The 13,757-nt window shown below is 67.3% G+C and carries 12 protein-coding genes; 5 read left to right on the forward strand and 7 right to left on the reverse strand.

The genetic code is table 11. The features are described 5' to 3' along the window. Window positions 1-28: 28 nt before the first annotated feature. The 5 genes from ACQR1L_RS00920 to hutI form a co-directional block, all read right to left on the reverse strand. Window positions 29-1,768, reverse strand: coding sequence for a magnesium chelatase subunit D (locus ACQR1L_RS00920; RefSeq protein WP_434856056.1), 1,740 nt, complete (start codon window positions 1,766-1,768; stop codon window positions 29-31). After that, window positions 1,765-2,811 carry a magnesium chelatase ATPase subunit I gene (gene bchI, locus ACQR1L_RS00925; RefSeq protein ID WP_434856543.1) on the reverse strand — a complete coding sequence of 349 codons (1,047 nt, stop codon included), beginning with the start codon at window positions 2,809-2,811 and terminating at the stop codon, window positions 1,765-1,767. The genes ACQR1L_RS00920 and bchI overlap by 4 nt, the downstream gene beginning before the upstream one ends. An 82-nt stretch (window positions 2,812-2,893) precedes the next feature. Further along, entirely contained in the window at window positions 2,894-4,561 is a 1,668-nt protein-coding gene (gene hutU, locus ACQR1L_RS00930; RefSeq protein ID WP_434856057.1) for a urocanate hydratase, read from the reverse strand. 9 nt (window positions 4,562-4,570) lie between these two features. Beyond that, window positions 4,571-6,118: a histidine ammonia-lyase gene (hutH, locus tag ACQR1L_RS00935; RefSeq protein WP_434856058.1), complete on the reverse strand. Its 1,548-nt coding sequence runs from the start codon at window positions 6,116-6,118 to the stop codon at window positions 4,571-4,573. Continuing rightward, a complete protein-coding gene (gene hutI / locus ACQR1L_RS00940) occupies window positions 6,115-7,329 on the reverse strand; it encodes an imidazolonepropionase (protein ID WP_434856059.1) in 1,215 nt (404 codons plus the stop codon). Before hutI ends, hutH begins: the two co-directional genes overlap by 4 nt. An 88-nt stretch (window positions 7,330-7,417) precedes the next feature. Here hutI and ACQR1L_RS00945 point away from each other — a divergent pair, with 88 nt between their 5' ends. From ACQR1L_RS00945 to ACQR1L_RS00965, 5 genes are all read left to right on the forward strand, one after another. Further along, entirely contained in the window at window positions 7,418-8,776 is a 1,359-nt protein-coding gene (locus tag ACQR1L_RS00945) for a formimidoylglutamate deiminase (RefSeq protein ID WP_434856060.1), read from the forward strand. Beyond that, window positions 8,773-9,510, forward strand: coding sequence for a histidine utilization repressor (hutC, locus tag ACQR1L_RS00950; protein ID WP_434856061.1), 738 nt, complete (start codon window positions 8,773-8,775; stop codon window positions 9,508-9,510). The genes ACQR1L_RS00945 and hutC overlap by 4 nt, the downstream gene beginning before the upstream one ends. Window positions 9,511-9,640: 130 nt before the next feature. Further along, window positions 9,641-10,585, forward strand: a complete 945-nt coding sequence (locus ACQR1L_RS00955; RefSeq protein WP_434856544.1) for an ABC transporter substrate-binding protein — start codon at window positions 9,641-9,643, stop codon at window positions 10,583-10,585. 201 nt (window positions 10,586-10,786) lie between these two features. Then, on the forward strand, window positions 10,787-11,560 hold the full coding sequence (locus tag ACQR1L_RS00960) for an ABC transporter permease (RefSeq protein ID WP_434856545.1): 774 nt from the start codon (window positions 10,787-10,789) through the stop codon (window positions 11,558-11,560). After that, on the forward strand, window positions 11,557-12,342 hold the full coding sequence (locus ACQR1L_RS00965; RefSeq protein WP_434856062.1) for an ABC transporter ATP-binding protein: 786 nt from the start codon (window positions 11,557-11,559) through the stop codon (window positions 12,340-12,342). The genes ACQR1L_RS00960 and ACQR1L_RS00965 overlap by 4 nt, the downstream gene beginning before the upstream one ends. Before the next feature lie 325 nt (window positions 12,343-12,667). Here ACQR1L_RS00965 and ACQR1L_RS00970 read toward each other — a convergent pair whose 3' ends face one another. Both ACQR1L_RS00970 and ACQR1L_RS00975 read right to left on the reverse strand, forming a co-directional pair. Next, the gene (locus ACQR1L_RS00970; protein WP_434856063.1) at window positions 12,668-12,955 is read right to left on the reverse strand and encodes a hypothetical protein; all 288 of its coding nucleotides are present in this window, start codon (window positions 12,953-12,955) and stop codon (window positions 12,668-12,670) included. A gap of 17 nt (window positions 12,956-12,972) precedes the next feature. Next, window positions 12,973-13,734, reverse strand: a complete 762-nt coding sequence (locus tag ACQR1L_RS00975) for a DUF899 domain-containing protein (protein ID WP_434856064.1) — start codon at window positions 13,732-13,734, stop codon at window positions 12,973-12,975. Window positions 13,735-13,757 lie beyond the last annotated feature (23 nt).

A 13,757-nucleotide genomic window follows, 5' to 3' on the forward strand; every position in this document is an offset into this window, starting at 1 on the left:
CCGCTTGACGGCGCGTGTTCCACCGGGTTCAGCCGCGGCCAGCCTGCGCCATCACGGCCCGCGACAACCGTGTCGCATCGGCGTGAGGCAGTGCGACGTAGCGGGCCTGCATGGCCGCCGCGAGATGCGCCGCCTTGTCCTGCGGTCGCGGCGAGGAATCGACCAGCACGACGGGAATGCCGGTGAGCGCGAGCTGTTTTGCCGCGACCAGCGCCTCCGCCTCGGCCTCGCTGCGGCCGCCGCCGTCGCGCGCGACATTGGCGCGGCCGTCGGTCATCAGCACGATCGTCGGCGCCTGTCCCTTGGCCTTCACGGCAAGCGCAAGCTCGGTCGCGGCGAAGATCGCCGCCGACAACGGCGTGCCGCCGCCGCCGGGCAAGCCGGCAAGGCTGCGCTTGGCGCGCGTCAGCGATCGGGTCGGCGGCAGCAGCAGCTCGGCCGACTTGCCACGAAACGCGATCAGCGCCACCTCATCGCGGCGGATGTAGCACTCGGCGAGCAGCAGTTCGACCGCGCCCTTCACTTCCGCGAGCCGCTGCAAGGCCGAGGAGCCGGAGGCATCGACGACGAAGATCGTCGTGGTGCCCGAGCGCTGCTTGAAGCGGGTGGTGCGGATGTCGTCCTTGTGGACGATCAGCCGGCCGCTCTTGCCCGCACGTTGCGCCCGCCGCCGCAACGGCTGCCACGGCGCCGCCGCGCGCAATGTCTCGAGCACGTTGAGCCGCGCGCCGGCGCGCCACTCGCCGCGCCGCGCGCCGATCGGACGGCCGCGCTTCGGTGCCTTCTGCGCCGTGCCCTGCCGGCCGGCGCTGCTCGCCCGCGCCCGCATCGCGCGCTCGTCCTGCAGGCGCTTCAACAAGTCCGCGGGAATGGCGGCCTGCGCCGCGTCGAGCACGCGATCCTCGAGCGGGCCGTCATTACTGCGATCGTCCTCCGCGCTCTCGGCCTGGTCGTTCTGCGGCTCCGGCGCGTCGTTGTTCTCGGGGTCATCCTCCGTCGCAGGCAAGCGTGTGGCGCGGGGTGCCAGCACAAGCCGCGCGGCACAGGCGATGTGGGACTCGGCGACGGCCGTCTCGCCATCGAGCGCCGCCGCGATGCGCGCCATGCGACAGGCCAACAAAGGCGCGCGAAGCGAGTCGATGCCGAGCGCGATGGCCGTCGTCGTCAGCGCGCCGATCGCGTCGTCAGACAGCCGGACCTGCGGCAACAGCACGCGTGCCGCTGCAATGTCCGACGATTTGAACAGGCTCTCGCCGAGATCGGCGCGGGCCACCATGCTGAGATCGACATGGCAGGCGAGGCGATCGGCCAAGGCAGGCGACCCCCGCTCATCGCCAATGCCTTCATCGAGCGCGATCAGGCCCAAGCGCGCTGGCGCGCGCAACGACAGGCCATCGCGCTCGATGCTGATCGCTCCGGTGTCGAGGGCAGCGCAGAGATGCGCTGTCGTCGATGCCGCCATGCGCTCGGCCATCACGGCGATCAGCACGCCGCCATGGGCCTCGGCGAGCAGCCCGCGCTGCATCACTGGACGCCCCGCCTGCAGCGTCGCGGCGAGATCGAGACCGCCGAGCAGGCGGTCATCGGAGATCGACGGCGGCAGCTTGCGGAGCTGGACCGATGGCGGCATCAGCTCGCGCAGCAGATCGAGCCACTGCTCGCGCACCGGCCCTGCCCCGGCGCGCAGCAGCACCGACGCGGAGGGATCGATCGCGGCCAGCGCGGCCGCGATCATGGCATCGGTCCAGATCGCGGCGCCGTCGCTCACGACGCAAACAGCTCGGCGAGCGCGCGTTCGACCCGCACCGACGAGCCGGAATCGTCGAGCGGGTTGCGCCTGAGACGATGGCGCAGCGCCATCGGCGCGACCGTCTTCAAATGCCCGTCATCAACAGCCTTGGCGCCGTCGAGCGCCGCAGCCGCCCGCGCCGCGCGCATCAAGGTGAGCTCGCCGCGCAGACCGTCGGTGCCGAGCGCCATGCACAGCCGTGCCGCATTCTCCAGCTCGCGATCGGCAACCTTGACCGAGCCGATGTGCTCGCGCGCGGCAAGGATGCGCTTGCGCTGCTTGACCTCCTCCTTCTCCCAATGCGCGACGAAGGCGGCAGAATCCGTCTCAAAGGAGTCGCGGCGCTTGATCACCTCGATCCGCGTCGGCAGATCGCCGGGCGTCTTGACCTCGACGGAGAGGCCGAAACGATCGAGCAGCTGCGGCCGCAACTCGCCCTCCTCCGGATTGCCGGTGCCGACCAGCACCAGGCGTGCAGGATGGCGGATGCTGAGGCCGTCGCGCTCGACGACGTTCTCGCCGGAGGCGGCGACGTCGAGCAGCAGATCGACGAGATGATCCTCCAAGAGGTTGACCTCGTCGATGTAGAGGAAGCCGCGGTTGGCACGCGCCAGCAGTCCGGGCTCGAACGACTTCTCGCCATGCGCCAATGCGCGTTCGAGATCGAGCGCGCCGACGACGCGATCCTCGGTGGCGCCGAGCGGCAGATCAATGACCGGCACCGGCACCTCATGCGCCTTCAACGGCGCAGGCTTCTTGCCCTTGCCGCTCGGCTTCGATCGCGCGCGGCATTCGGCGCATTGCCCGGCGGCATCGGCCGGGTCGCATTGGTAGGGACAGCCGACCACGGCGCTCATCGGCGGCAGCAGCGCGGCCAACGCGCGCACCGCGGTGGACTTGCCGGCGCCGCGGTCGCCGAAGGCCAGCACGCCGCCGACCTTGGGATCGACGGCGGCGATCATCAGCGCCAGCTTCATCTCGTCCTGGCCGACGATGGCCGAGAACGGAAAGGCTATTCCCATGAGCGTCCCCTGCATCGCGGCGTCTCGGCCGCGTTGGCGGTATGAGACCACAATCAGGGGGCGCTCTTCAACCCATCAGCGCTTAGCGAAGACTCGGCAGATCGAGCCCGTTGGCCTCGGCGCAGGCAATGGCGTCATCGTAGCCCGCGTCGGCATGGCGCATCACGCCGGTCGCGGGATCGTTCCACAGCACGCGCTCCAGCCGCCGCGCCGCGTCATCCGTGCCGTCGGCGACGATCACCATGCCCGCATGCTGCGAATAGCCGATGCCGACGCCGCCGCCATGATGCAGCGACACCCAGGTCGCGCCGCTGGCGCAATTGAGCAGCGCGTTCAAGAGCGGCCAGTCCGACACCGCGTCCGAGCCGTCCTTCATCGCCTCGGTCTCGCGATTGGGGCTCGCCACCGAGCCGGAATCGAGATGGTCGCGGCCGATCACGATCGGCGCCTTCAATTCGCCGCGCGCCACCATCTCGTTGAAGGCGAGCCCGAGGCGATGGCGGTCGCCGAGCCCGACCCAGCAGATCCGCGCCGGCAGCCCCTGGAACTTGATACGCTGCCTCGCCATGTCGAGCCAATTGTGAAGATGCTTGTTGTCGGGCAGCAGCTCCTTCACCTTGGCGTCGGTCTTGTAGATGTCCTCGGGATCACCCGACAGCGCCGCCCAGCGGAACGGGCCGATGCCGCGGCAGAACAGCGGACGGATATAGGCCGGCACGAAGCCGGGGAAATCGAACGCGTTGGCGAGGCCCATGTCCTGCGCCATCTGGCGGATGTTGTTGCCGTAGTCGAGCGTCGGAATGCCCATGGCGTGGAAATCCAGCATCGCCTGGACGTGGCCGACCATCGAGGTTTTGGACGCCTGCTCCACAGCCTTCGGATCGGAGGTGCGCTTGGTCTCCCATTCGGCGAGCGTCCAGCCCTTCGGCAGATAGCCGTTGATCGGATCATGCGCGCTGGTCTGGTCGGTGACGATGTCCGGACGCACGCCGCGGCGGACGAGCTCAGGAAAGATTTCGGCGGCATTGCCGAGCAGGCCGACCGAGACAGCCTTCCTGGTCTTGGCAGCCTCTTCCATCAGCGCCAGCGCTTCGTCCAGAGTCGCCGCCTGGCGATCGAGATAGCCGGTGCGCAGCCGCATCTCGATGCGGCTCGGCTGGCATTCGACGGCGAGCATCGAGGCGCAGGCCATCGTGGCCGCGAGCGGCTGTGCGCCGCCCATGCCGCCGAGGCCCGCGGTGAGAATCCATTTGCCCGCGAGATCGCCATTGTAGTGGCGGCGGCCGACCTCGACGAACGTCTCGTAGGTGCCCTGCACGATGCCCTGGCTCCCGATATAGATCCAGGAGCCGGCCGTCATCTGGCCGTACATCATCAGGCCCATTTTATCGAGCGCGTTGAAGTGATCGAGCGTCGCCCAATGCGGCACGATGTTGGAGTTGGCGATCAGCACGCGGGGCGCATCCTTGTGGGTGCGGAAGATGCCGACCGGCTTGCCGGACTGCACGACCAGCGTCTGATCCGCCTCGAGCTTGCGCAACGACGCGACGATGCGATCAAAGCTGTCCCAGTCGCGCGCGGCGCGGCCGATGCCGCCATAGACGATGAGCTCGCTCGGCTTCTCGGCAACGTCGGGATCGAGATTGTTCATCAGCATGCGCAAGGGCGCTTCGGTGAGCCAGCTCTTGGCGCTGATGTCGCTGCCATGGGGGGCGCGGATCACCCGTTCATTGTCGAGACGTCGGTTCATGGGTCCCTCTCATCCAAGCCTGGGAAACGGATCGTGTCCGAGTGAATCGGCGGCTGCGCGGGCCAACGCCCCGGCTGTGACGAGCGCGGCGGCCTTGGCGAGATCGTCGGCCATGTAGCGGTCGCTCTCCAGCGCAGGCACATGCATGCGCAGCGCGCCGATGACAGCCGAGAGCGCGGCGCTGGTGCCGTGCGGCACGCGCAGCTCGATGCCTTGGGTAGCGACCAGCAGCTCGATGCCGATGATGTGCGCGAGATTGTCCGCCATGTCGTGCAATCGCCGCGCCGCGTGCGCGGCCATCGAGACGTGGTCTTCCTGATTGGCGCTGGTCGGCGTGGAGTCGATCGAACACGGCAGCGCGCGCTGCTTGTTCTCGGCGAACAGCGCCGCCGCGGTCACCTCGGCGATCATGAAGCCGGAGTTCAGGCCGGGCTCCGGCGTGAGGAACGGCGGCAGGCCGAAATTCAGCGCGGGATCGACCAGGGTCGCGATGCGCCGTTCGCTGATGGCGCCGAGTTCGGAGAGCGCCAGCGCGATCTGGTCGGCGGCGAAGGCTACCGGCTCAGCGTGGAAATTGCCGCCGGAGATGATCTCTCCAGTCTCGACCAGCACCAGCGGATTGTCGGTGACGGCGTTGGCTTCCGTGACCAGCGTGCGCGCCGTCTGGCTCAGCAGATCGAGCGCGGCGCCGGCGACCTGCGGCTGGCAGCGCAGGCAATATGGATCCTGCACGCGCTCGTCGCCTTCGAGATGCGACAGCCGGATGGCGCTGCCGTCGAGCAACTCGGTGAGCACGCGGCCGGCTTCGATCTGGCCGGGATGGCCGCGCAGCGCCTGGATCTCAGGACGAAACGGCGCAGTGGAGGCCATCGCGGCGTCGACAGAGAGCGCCCCCGTCACCAGCGCGGCGTTGAGCAGGTCATGCGCACGGAACAGGCCGGCGAGCGCGTAGGCCGTCGAGAACTGCGTGCCGTTGATCAGCGCCAGCCCTTCCTTCGGCCCGAGCGTCACCGGCTCAAGTCCGGCATGCGCGAGCGCGTCGCGCCCGGCAACGAGGCGACTATCGACGAAGGCCTGGCCCTCGCCGATCATCACCGCGGTCATATGCGCGAGCGGCGCGAGGTCACCGGACGCGCCGACCGAACCCTGCTGCGGCACGAACGGCAACACGCCCTGCGCCAGCATCGCCTGCAACTGTTCGATGATCTCACGCCGCACGCCGGAGGCGCCGCGGCCGAGCGAGATGATCTTCAGCGCCATCATCAGGCGGACGACCGGCTCGGGCGTCGCAGGACCGACGCCGCAGCAATGCGACAGGATCAGGTTGCGCTGCAGTTGCGCGGTCTGGTCGGGCGGAATGCGCTTGGAGGCCAGCTTGCCGAAGCCGGTGTTGATGCCATAGACCGGCTCGGCGCCTTGCGCGGCTTTGGCGACGATCGCCGCGGCGGCTTCGACGCGCGGCCAATACGCGGGATCGAGCGTCAGCGATGCGCCGGCGTAGACGCGCGCGAGATCATCGAAGCTGACGCGGCCCGGCTCGGCGATGATCGTGCTCATTGCCCTCTCCAGACACGCTGATGCAGCGGATTGAAGCCCATGCGATAGACCAGCTCGGCGGGGCGGCCGATGTCCCAGATCGCGAGATCACACCATTTGCCGGCTTCGAGCGTGCCGGTGTCAGCTAACAGACCCAAGGCACGCGCGCCCTCGCGCGTGACGCCGGCGATGCATTCGTCGACCGTCATCCGGAACAGGGTCGCGGCCATGTTCATGGTCAGCAGCAGCGAGGTCAGCGGCGACGAGCCGGGATTGCAGTCGGTGGCCAGCGCGAGCTTGACACCGTGCCTGCGGAAGAGCTCGACCGGCGGCTTCTGCGTCTCGCGAATGAAGTAGAACGCGCCGGGCAGCAGCACGGCGACGGTGCCGGCCTTCGCCATGGCCGCAGCACCGGCGTCGTCGGTATGCTCCAGATGATCCGCCGACAGCGCGCCGAATTCGGCCGCGAGCGCGGCGCCTCCGAGATTGGAGAGCTGATCGGCATGCAGCTTCACCCGCAGGCCGAGCGCCTTGGCCGTCGCGAAAACACGCGACGTCTGCGCAGCTGAGAACGCGATGTTTTCCATGAATGCATCGACCGCATCGGCGAGGCCCGACTTGGCAACCGCCGGCAGCATCTCGTCGCAGACCAGATCGATGTAGCGGTCCTTGTCGCCGCCCGCCTCCACCGGCAGCGCGTGCGCGCCGAGGAAGCTGGTCCGGACGCTGACCGGCCGCTTGCCGCCGAGAGCGCGCGCTGCGGATAATTGTCGCAGCTCCGTCGCCGTCTCCAGGCCGTAGCCCGACTTGATCTCGATCGAGGTGACGCCTTCGGCAAGCAGCGCATCGAGCCTGGGCAATGAGCCGGCGATCAGCGCCTCTTCGCTGGCGGCGCGCGTGGCGGCCACGGTCGAGACGATGCCGCCGCCGGCGCGCGCGATCTCCTCGTAGCTCGCACCGGCCAGACGCAGCTCGAACTCATGGGCGCGGTCGCCGCCATAGACGAGATGGGTGTGGCAATCGACGAGGCCCGGCGTGATCCAACGCCCCTCGCAATCGATCCGCTCGGACGCATCGGCGTCGGCGGCAAAGTCCGATTGCGGACCGGCGAAGGCGATGCGGCCGTCGCGCGCCGCGATCACCCCCTCCTCGATCACGCCAAGGCCCGGCTGTCCCTCGCGCAGGGTCGCGAGCCGCGCATTCTGCCAGATCCGGTCGAAACGCTGGGCCATGCTGCCTCCCACCTTCACGAAAGCTTGACGGGCGATATGTCTATACATAAACTCGCTTCCGTCGTGCTGTCCAGCGGGTTGATCGATCATGGCGTCACTGCACTTCGCATCCGCGCTTCTGCCCACTGGCTGGGCCGAGGACGTGCAGGTCGTCATCTCCAACGGCGCGATTTCATCGGTCTCCGCCGGCGTGGCTCCGACCTCCGACGACGAGCAGCATGAGGTCGCTCTCCCCGGCATCGCCAGCCTGCACAGCCACGCGTTCCAGCGCGGCATGGCCGGGCTTGCCGAGATCAGCGGTCCCTCGACGGACACGTTCTGGACATGGCGCGAGACGATGTACCGTTTCGCGCTGTCGATGCGCCCCGAGGATGTCGAGGCGGTCGCGACCCTGCTCTATGTCGAGATGCTCGAGCGCGGCTTCACGCGCGTCGGCGAATTCCATTATCTGCATCACGATCGTGACGGCACGCCTTACGCAGATATCGCCGAGATGGCAGGGCGCATCGCCGCGGCGGCCCAGACCTCCGGCATCGGCCTGACGCTGCTGCCGAGCTTCTACGCGCATGGCGGCTTCGGCGGCGCGGCGCCGCATGACGGCCAGCGGCGGTTCATCTGCGATGTCGATCAGTTCGCCAAGCTGCTGGCGGCGTCGCGCAGAGTGATCGGTTCGCTCGCGGGCGCCAGTCTCGGCATCGCGCCGCACAGCCTGCGCGCCGTCGCGCCGGATGAACTGAATGCGCTGCTGCCGCTTGCCGAAGGCGGCCCGGTTCACATCCACGCCGCCGAGCAGGTCAAGGAGGTCGAGGACTGCCTCGCCTGGTCCGGCCAGCGTCCGGTGCAATGGCTGCTCGATCATCACGATCTCAATGATCGCTGGTGCCTGATCCACGCGACTCATATGACCGCGGATGAAACGGCGGCGCTCGCGCGGAGCGGCGCGACGGCCGGTCTGTGTCCGGTCACGGAAGCCAGCCTCGGCGACGGCATCTTCCCGGCACGCGATTATTTGCGTGCGGGTGGGCGCATCGGCGTGGGCACCGACTCCAACGTTCTGGTCGGCGTCGGCGATGAGTTGCGCCAGCTCGAATTTGGCCAGCGGCTGACACATCGCGAGCGCAACGTGCTGACGTCAGGCCCAGCTGCGTCGACAGGCCGCACGCTGTTCGATGCCGCGCTGGCCGGCGGCGCGCAGGCACTGGCGCAATCATTCGCCGGCCTGCAGGTCGGCGCCCGCGCCGACCTCGTCACGCTCGATCTGTCGCATCCGTCGCTCGCAGGGCGGACCCAGGATGCGCTGCTCGATGGCTGGATCTTCGCGACGTCCCACGGCGCCATCGACTGTGTCTGGGCGGGCGGCGCCAGGGTCGTTCAGGGCGGCCATCATCGCTCACGCGAGACCGCGCGGCGCGGCTTCAACACGGCGGTGCGGAGGCTGCTCGCATGAGCCTCGCCGAGGATCGGACCAAGCCCGGCGCGGGCACGCTCTACAAGACGATCCGCCAGGACATCGAGCGTCGCATCCTCACCGGCGAATGGCCGCCCGGCCACCGCATCCCGTACGAGCACGAGATCATGGAGCACTATGGCTGCTCGCGCATGACCGTGAACAAGGCGCTGTCGGAGCTCGCTCAGGCCGACCTGATCGAGCGCCGCCGCCGCGCCGGCACCTTCGTGCGGCGTCCGCAATTCCTGTCAGCGGTGTTGAAGATCCCCGACATCCGCGCCGAGATCGGGGCGCTCGGCCGCGCCTATGGCTATGAGCTGATCTCGTCCGCGCGCCGCACCGCCAGCGCCGCCGATCGCGAGCGCCTTGGCGTCAAGACGCCGTGCAAGGTGATCGCGATCCGCTGCCGCCATAGCGCCGATGGCCTGCCGTTCGCGATCGAGGACCGCCTGATCGATCTCGACGCCGTGCCCGATGCGGCGAAGGCCAATTTCAAGATCGACCCGCCGGGCTCGTGGCTGCTGCATCACGTGCCCTGGACCGAGGCGGAGCATGCGATCAGCGCCATCATTGCCGACGAGGCGATCGCAGCTGGCCTCGGCATCGCCGTCGGCGCGCCCTGCCTCGTCATCGAGCGCCACACCTGGCGCCAGGGCCAGCCGCTTACCGCTGTCAGGCTGGTCTATCCCGGCGAACAGCACCGGCTGGTCGCGCGCTTCAGAGGCAGCGAATGAGCATGGCGATCGCGCCGGATCTGAGCACGAGATTTGCAAGCCAGCGGACAGCTCTTGCAGAGACATGCGGTCATCGCGGATTGCCGCGGACCGCTCCGACGATTTCTTTCAACAGGAGAGGATGATGAAGATGCGCAAACTTGGACGATTTGCCATGACGGCCGCGCTGCTGGCCTCGACGACCGCCTTCGCCGACGATGTCAAGGTCGGCATCGGCATTTCCGGCTGGACGGGCTTTGCGCCGCTGACGCTGGCGAAGGAAGCCGGCATCTTCAAGAAGAACGGCCTCGACGTCACCATCAAGAAGATCCCGCAGAAGGACCGCCACCTCGCCATCGCCGCCGGCGACGTGCAGTGCGCGGCGACCACGGTCGAGACCTGGATCTCCTGGAACGCCAACGGCGTCGCCACCAAGCAGATCTTCCAGCTCGACAAGAGCTACGGCGCCGACGGCATGGTCGTGCGCAATGACATCGCCTCGATCAAGGACCTGAAGGGCAAGACAGTCGCAGCGTCTGCGCCGGGCACCTCGCCCTATTTCGGACTGGCATGGATGCTCAAGAAGAACGGCCTGACGGTGAAGGACGTCACCGTCGTCAACATGGAGCCCGGCCCGGCCGCGCAGGCTTTCGTCGCCGGCCAGAACGATGCGGCAATGACCTACGAGCCGTATCTGTCGACGGTGCGCGCCGCACCCGACAAGGGCAAGATCATCGCCACCACGCTGGACTATCCGATGGTGATGGACACGTTCGGTTGCACGCCGAAATTCCTGACCGAGAACCCGAAGGCCGCCAAGGCGCTCGCCGACAGCTATTACGAGGCGCTCGACATGATCGCCAAGGACCAGGCAAAGGCCTATGAGATCATGGGCGCCGACGTGAAGCAGAGCGGCGAACAGTTCGGCAACTCGGCCAAATATCTGCGCTGGCAGGACAAGGCCGCCAGCCAGAAGTTCTTCGAGACCGAGTTCAAGACCTTCAACAAGGAGGCCGCGGAACTGCTGCTCGAGGTCGGCATCATCAAGCAGATTCCGAATGTCGACGATCTGTATGATGCGAGCTTCATCAAGTAGGCGCTGAAGCCCGCGCCACACGATCCGTCATTGCGAGCGAAGCGAAGCAATCCAGGGCCCGCCCCTGAAACTCTGGATTGCTTCGTCGCTTCGCTCCTCGCAATGACGACGTTGAAGCATTCTGCCTGAAAAGTGCGTGCAGCCCCTCTGACGCGCCGATCTTCGAACGACCTGCACGAACCCACGAAAGCCTTCTCCGTGATCCGACCTCTCGACCCCGTCAGCGCCCGATCTCGAATAGCGCTCGGCCTCGCCTTCTTCGTGCTGTTCGTCGCTGCGTGGTCGCTGGCGACGTGCGGCGGCTATGTGTCGAAGACCTTCCTGGCCGACCCCCTGACCATGCTGCGCGAGGGCTGGGACCTGCTCGTCAAGTTCGGCTTCCTCTACGACATCGGCATGACCGTCTGGCGCGTCGTGGGCGGTTTCGTGCTCGCAGCCGTCATCGCCGTTCCGCTCGGCCTCTTGATGGGCGCTTACAAGCCGATCGAGGCGTTCCTCGAACCGTTCGTCTCGTTCGCGCGCTATCTGCCGGCGTCCGCCTTCATCCCGCTGCTGATCCTGTGGGCCGGCATCGGCGAGTTGCAGAAGCTCCTGATCATCTTCATCGGCTCGGTGTTCCAGATCATCTTGATGATCACCGTCACCGTCGGCAATACCAGGCGCGATCTCGTGGAAGCCGCCTATACGCTCGGCGCCAGCGATCGCGGCATCATCGCCCGCGTGCTGCTGCCCTCCGCCGCGCCTGACATCGCCGAGGTCCTGCGTCTCGTGCTCGGCTGGGCCTGGACCTACGTCATCGTCGCAGAGCTGATCGGCTCGTCCTCCGGCATCGGCCACATGATCACCGACAGCCAGGCGCTGCTCAACACCGGGCAGATCATCTTCGGCATCATCATCATCGGCCTGATCGGGCTGATCTCGGATTTCCTGTTCAAGGCGTTCAACGCCTGGCTGTTCCCGTGGAAGCTCGCATGACCACGCTCGTCATCGATCAGGTCACTCGCACCTTCCCGGCTCGCCAGGGCCACGCGCCAACGCGCGCACTGGAGCCGGTCGCGCTCACCATCGGCAACAACGATTTCGTCACCATCCTTGGCCCGTCCGGCTGCGGCAAGTCGACTTTGCTGCGCATCGTCGCCGGGCTCGACCATCCGACCAGCGGCAAGGTGCTGCTCGACGGAAGCGAGGTCAAAGGCCCCGGCGCCGATCGCGGCATGGTGTTCCAATCCTACACGCTGTTCCCGTGGCTCACCGTACGCGAGAACATCGCCTTTGGACTGCGCGAGCGCGGCGTGCCGGAGGACAAGCGCAACGCCATCGCCGACCGCTTCATCCAGCAGATCGGCCTGAAGGGGTTCGAGAACCACTGGCCCAAGCAGCTCTCCGGCGGCATGCAGCAGCGCTGCGCGATCGCGCGCGCGCTTGCTAATGACCCGAAGATCCTGCTGCTCGACGAGCCGTTCGGCGCGCTCGACAACCAGACGCGCGTGCTGATGCAGGAGATGCTGCTCGGCATCTGGGAGCGCGACCAGAAGACGGTGCTGTTCGTCACCCATGACATCGAGGAGGCGATCTTCCTGGGCAGCCGCGTCCTGGTGATGAGCGCCCGCCCCGGTCGCATCAAGGCGGATATCAAGATCGAGCTGCCGCATCCGCGCTCGTACAAGATCAAGACCTCGCCGGAGTTCGTCGCGCTGAAGGAGCGGCTGGTCGAGGAGATTCGGGCGGAGGCGTTGAAGGTGGCGGCGGAGGCGTGAGGTGCCGCCTTAGGGGCGACGACGGTTCGGGCATGTAATCTCGCCCGAAGTGATTTCTAAGGAAACAGACCCCTCACCCAACCGAGTTTGCCGATCTTTCCTACATGCCCTCTCCCACAAGGGGCGAGGGCGCAGTAATTGGCACCGCGCCGGCTCAAACCGAGAGTTTTGATTTCCAATGATCGCTGCGACAAGACTGCCCAATACAGCGCCCTCGCCCCCAAGGCGAAGCGAAGCTTCGCCAGGGTGGGAGAGGGCATCACCGGCCGATCCGCGGGCTCGCTCGGATGAGGGGTCTCTCTCCGAGAGCAGAGCTGCCCGACAACTAATTGCCATGCTGCCGCACCCGTCCCTCGTCTAACTGAGACCTCGGAGCCCCCCGTCGCATCCGCCTCACCCACGGCACCAGGTGAAACACGCTCATCAGCAGATACATCACCGTCATGTCGCCGAGCGGGGCGCCCGCCGGCATGGCCGAGCAGATCACGTCTGCACGGCCATCACGAGCCATGGCGTTCAGCATGGCCATCAGCGCGAAGGTCGGCGCCGCGGCGAGGCGCAGGGCATCGGCGAGGTCCGGCATGACACGCCGCTTGGACAGGTTAAACGCCATGGCACCACTCCATGCTCTCAGCGCGCCGCGTATTCGTCGCGGCGGCGCCACCACACGCCCTCCTCGTTGCGGCCCTTCGGCGCGCGGTCGAGCCACTGATAGGCGCCCCACAGGCCGTCGAGGCCGCGGGCGTAGGCCGAGTAGGTGTGATAGACGACGCCGTCCTCGATGATGAACGCGCTCATGCCCGGACGATCGCGCATAAAGGTCGCGCCGTCGGTGCCGGCGCCGGCGGCGATCTCCGCCACCATGGCCGGCACATCCGACGCGCCCACCGCCGGGCTGGTGCGGTAGTTGTATTCGGTACCGCCCTGGCGCTGCTGCTCCTCGGTGATCGCGACGTCGAAGTCGAAATTGAAGTCGCTGCTGGCGGAGGACGCCCACGGGAAGCTCCAGCCCATGCGGGCCTTGTACGCCTTCAGCTTCGCCAGCGGTGCCCGCGACACCGCCCACAGCATCACGTCGTGATTGGCGAGATGGACCTGAAAGCCGTTGAAGCCGTCGGCGATCATTGAGCAGGACGGACAGCCGGCATTGAAGTCGGGCCCGAACATGAAGTGGTAGACGAGCAGCTGCGAGCGGCCCTTGAACAGATCGGGCAGCGCTGCGGGCCCCTCCTCCGTATCGAAGCGATAGCTCTTGTCGACGCGCACCCAGGGCAGTTCCTGGCGGCGTCGCGCCAGTTCGTCGCCGCGGCGGGTGTATTCCTTCTCGGCCTGCAGCAGGTCGAGCCGTGCCTTGAGCCAGTCTTCGCGAGTTCCGGTGAGGTGCATGGTCATATCCTTGATCCTTTGCGTGTTGA

Source organism: Bradyrhizobium sp. HKCCYLR20261 (assembly GCF_051168435.1).
GTDB lineage: Bacteria > Pseudomonadota > Alphaproteobacteria > Rhizobiales > Xanthobacteraceae > Bradyrhizobium.

Bases quoted from the DNA above. Each gene is read 5' to 3' on its own strand.
- ACQR1L_RS00945 (WP_434856060.1), top strand. From the start codon at position 7,418: ATGGCGTCACTGCACTTCGCATCCGCGCTTCTGCCCACTGGCTGGGCC.
- bchI (WP_434856543.1), bottom strand. From the start codon at position 2,811: ATGGGAATAGCCTTTCCGTTCTCGGCCATCGTCGGCCAGGACGAGATG.
- ACQR1L_RS00955 (WP_434856544.1), top strand. From the start codon at position 9,641: ATGCGCAAACTTGGACGATTTGCCATGACGGCCGCGCTGCTGGCCTCG.
- hutH (WP_434856058.1), bottom strand. From the start codon at position 6,118: ATGAGCACGATCATCGCCGAGCCGGGCCGCGTCAGCTTCGATGATCTC.
- hutC (WP_434856061.1), top strand. From the start codon at position 8,773: ATGAGCCTCGCCGAGGATCGGACCAAGCCCGGCGCGGGCACGCTCTAC.
- ACQR1L_RS00975 (WP_434856064.1), bottom strand. From the start codon at position 13,734: ATGACCATGCACCTCACCGGAACTCGCGAAGACTGGCTCAAGGCACGG.
- ACQR1L_RS00965 (WP_434856062.1), top strand. From the start codon at position 11,557: ATGACCACGCTCGTCATCGATCAGGTCACTCGCACCTTCCCGGCTCGC.
- hutI (WP_434856059.1), bottom strand. From the start codon at position 7,329: ATGGCCCAGCGTTTCGACCGGATCTGGCAGAATGCGCGGCTCGCGACC.
- hutU (WP_434856057.1), bottom strand. From the start codon at position 4,561: ATGAACCGACGTCTCGACAATGAACGGGTGATCCGCGCCCCCCATGGC.
- ACQR1L_RS00970 (WP_434856063.1), bottom strand. From the start codon at position 12,955: ATGGCGTTTAACCTGTCCAAGCGGCGTGTCATGCCGGACCTCGCCGAT.